The sequence below is a fragment of the Ruegeria profundi genome (assembly GCF_001507545.1).
Lineage (GTDB): Bacteria > Pseudomonadota > Alphaproteobacteria > Rhodobacterales > Rhodobacteraceae > Ruegeria > Ruegeria profundi.
The window spans coordinates 2,501-6,407 of the sequence record NZ_LQBP01000024.1; the positions used below are offsets into that span (position 1 = coordinate 2,501).

Consider the following 3,907-nt stretch of genomic DNA (forward strand, 5'->3'; position numbering starts at 1 on the left):
CACTTGAGTGAGTGCTGGATCATCCAATTGGATGGGTGTGCGAACGCGCATTCTCTGAGAGAATACGCTGCCTCGCACCTGGCAGACTTCCTTCGGAAGTCGCCAACATTGACATCGTATAGAGAGAAATCAATCAACACTGTTTGATCGCGCCGAGTGTGGCGCTGATCTCGGTCGTTCTTGTCTTCGTCCTCAAGTAGCCGAATAGGCGGTAGGACATATGGGGGATGAGCGGCGCAGTTTGGGTCTAGCCGGCCTTTAATGCGTATCGCGACTGAAACGAACAGAGTTGTCCAAGTCAAATATACTAACCCGAGCGACCTGCGTTGATCAGCTGCACGGCTGTGAGACCATATGGGGTTGCTCAATTGTCCTCGTCCAAGTGGCGGGGGCGGGAAATGTATGTTTTTGGTTCAGTAAGAGAGACGGGTTGTTACCAGCGCCTGTCATTGGATTTGCTTCGCAAATCCTGTCTTTCTCTTTCTGGATCAAATCAAGCGCGAGAAGGGCGTTTGGTGAATGCCTTGGCAGCAAGAGGCGATGAAAGACGTGATACTCTGCGATAAGCCATGGGGAGCTGAGAATAAGCTTTGATCCATGGATCTCTGAATGGGGCAACCCACCTGAATGTTTGTTATTGTTAGTTTTGCTAATCAATAATGAGCATGAACAGGTACTTAAGACCTGAATACATAGGGTTTTAAGAGCAAACCCGGGGAACTGAAACATCTAAGTACCCGGAGGAAAGGAAATCAATTGATACTCCCCCAGTAGCGGCGAGCGAACGGGGACCAGCCGAGCCGTGAGTGTGAATAGAACCTGTTGGGAAGCAGGACCATAGAGGGTGATAGTCCCGTATATGAAGCATGATCGGACGTATTAAGTAGGGCGGAACACGTGAAATTCTGTCTGAAGATCGGAGGACCACCTTCGAAGGCTAAGTACTCCTTGCTGACCGATAGCGAACCAGTACCGTGAGGGAAAGGTGAAAAGCACCCCGACGAGGGGAGTGAAACAGTACCTGAAACCGAACGCCTACAATCAGTCGGAGGCTCCTTGCGAGCTGACGGCGTACCTTTTGTATAATGGGTCATCGACTTGGTCTCACGAGCAAGCTTAAGCCGTTAGGTGTAGGCGTAGCGAAAGCGAGTCTTAATAGGGCGTCGAGTTCGTGGGATCAGACCCGAAACCGAGTGATCTAGGCATGGCCAGGTTGAAGGTAAGGTAACACTTACTGGAGGACCGAACCCACATCCGTTGAAAAGGATCGGGATGAGCTGTGCCTAGGGGTGAAAGGCCAATCAAACTCGGAGATAGCTGGTTCTCTGCGAAATCTATTTAGGTAGAGCGTCATCCGAATACCCCGGGGGGTAGAGCACTGGATGGGTAATGGGGCCCCACAGGCTTACTGATCCTAACCAAACTCCGAATACCCGGGAGTACTAGATGGCAGACACACTGCGGATGCTAACGTCCGTAGTGGAGAGGGAAACAACCCTGACCTACGACTAAGGCCCCCAATTCATGGCTAAGTGGGAAAGCAGGTGGGACGACCAAAACAACCAGGAGGTTGGCTTAGAAGCAGCCATCCTTTAAAGATAGCGTAACAGCTCACTGGTCTAAATAAGTTGTCCTGCGGCGAAGATGTAACGGGGCTCAAGCCATGAGCCGAAGTCTAGGGATGCGTAAGCATCGGTAGCAGAGCGTAGTGTGACATAGAACCTTGCCTTTTTTACCGCCGGTTATCAGGTGCGAGCAATCGCGCTCAAGTAGCCGAATAGGCGGTAGCGCAGGCATAGGTTCTTTCGATGAAGCCGGGGCGTGAGCCATCCGGTGGAGAGATCACTAGTGAGAATGATGACATGAGTAGCGACAAAGAGTGTGAGAGACACTCTCGCCGAAAGTCCAAGGGTTCCTGCTTAAAGCTAATCTGAGCAGGGTAAGCCGGCCCCTAAGCCGAGGCCGAAAGGCGTAGGCGATGGGAACTAGGTTAATATTCCTAGGCCAGGAGGATGTGACGGATTGCAGATGTAGTTCAGCCTTATCGGATTGGTTGGGCTGCTGAGCAGTTCCTGGAAATAGCCCTCCATCAGACCGTACCCTAAACCGACACAGGTGGACTGGTAGAGCATACCAAGGCGCTTGAGAGAACGATGTTGAAGGAACTCGGCAAAATACCTCCGTAAGTTCGCGAGAAGGAGGCCCGGTTCCTAGGCAACTAGGGGCTGGGGGCACAAACCAGGGGGTGGCGACTGTTTATTAAAAACACAGGGCTCTGCGAAGTCGCAAGACGACGTATAGGGTCTGACGCCTGCCCGGTGCCTGAAGGTTAAAAGGAGAGGTGAGAGCCTTGAATTGAAGCCCAGGTAAACGGCGGCCGTAACTATAACGGTCCTAAGGTAGCGAAATTCCTTGTCGGGTAAGTTCCGACCTGCACGAATGGCGTAACGACTTCCCCGCTGTCTCCAACATCGACTCAGCGAAATTGAATTGCCTGTCAAGATGCAGGCTTCCCGCGGTTAGACGGAAAGACCCCGTGCACCTTTACTACAGCTTCGCACTGGCATCAGGATTGTGATGTGCAGGATAGGTGGTAGGCTTCGAAACCGTGACGCCAGTCGCGGTGGAGCCTCCCTTGAGATACCACCCTTCGCACTCTTGATGTCTAACCGCGGTCCGTTACCCGGATCCGGGACCCTGCGTGGCGGGTAGTTTGACTGGGGCGGTCGCCTCCTAAAGCGTAACGGAGGCGCGCGAAGGTTGGCTCAGAGCGGTCGGAAATCGCTCGTTGAGTGCAATGGCAGAAGCCAGCCTGACTGCAAGACTGACAAGTCGAGCAGAGTCGAAAGACGGCCATAGTGATCCGGTGGTCCCGAGTGGAAGGGCCATCGCTCAACGGATAAAAGGTACGCCGGGGATAACAGGCTGATACTGCCCAAGAGTCCATATCGACGGCAGTGTTTGGCACCTCGATGTCGGCTCATCTCATCCTGGGGCTGGAGCAGGTCCCAAGGGTACGGCTGTTCGCCGTTTAAAGAGGTACGTGAGCTGGGTTTAGAACGTCGTGAGACAGTTCGGTCCCTATCTGCCGTGGGTGTAGGAGACTTGAGAGGAGTTGCCCCTAGTACGAGAGGACCGGGGTGAACGATCCACTGGTGGACCAGTTGTCGTGCCAACGGCAGTGCTGGGTAGCTATGATCGGAAAGGATAACCGCTGAAGGCATCTAAGCGGGAAGCCCCCCTCAAAACAAGGTCTCCCTGAGGGCCGTGGAAGACCACCACGTCAATAGGCCGGAGATGTACGCGCAGTAATGCGTTCAGTTGACCGGTACTAATCGCCCGATAGGCTTGATTTGATCCAGTAATGGAAAGATGAAATCAAACCAGAAGCATACACTGACCTTGAGTTGGATAACTCAGATGCGGGAACGCGCACTCGTAAACGAATACGCTGCCTCCCGCGCGTGATAATCCGCAAACGCGGATTGCACGGTGTTGATTGATGTGAAACCCCGTAAGGGGTGACATAACAACCGAGTGGCAACGCGCCTTTTGCAAGCAAAAGACGCTGCCTGCCACCTCGTCGCTTTCTTGCACAGCAAGAAAGTCGACATGGGCTTTTCCTCGGTTTGGTGGTCATAGCGCAAGTGAAACACCCGGTCCCATCCCGAACCCGGAAGTTAAGCACTGCCGCGCCAATGGTACTTGGGCTCAAGCCCCGGGAGAGTAGGTCACCGCCAAACCTAGAAAAAGCCCAATTCTCTCTAACGATGAAAAGAACACTACCCGGTCTCAAACAGCCAAATAGGCGGTAGACCAAACCAAAGTGTCGCGGGATGGAGCAGCCCGGTAGCTCGTCAGGCTCATAACCTGAAGGTCGCAGGTTCAAATCCTGCTCCCGCAACCA

1 tRNA gene and 2 rRNA genes are annotated in these 3,907 nt (G+C 53.4%); all 3 read left to right on the forward strand.

Features of this window, described 5'->3' with window-relative positions:
• Positions 1-491: 491 nt before the first annotated feature.
• The 3 genes from AVO44_RS20435 (at position 492) to AVO44_RS20445 (ending at position 3,907) form a co-directional block, all read left to right on the forward strand.
• Positions 492-3,356, forward strand: a 23S ribosomal RNA gene (locus tag AVO44_RS20435).
• A 272-nt stretch (positions 3,357-3,628) separates the two neighbouring features.
• Positions 3,629-3,743, forward strand: a 5S ribosomal RNA gene (rrf, locus tag AVO44_RS20440).
• 87 nt (positions 3,744-3,830) lie between these two features.
• Positions 3,831-3,907: transfer RNA gene (locus tag AVO44_RS20445), tRNA-Met, on the forward strand.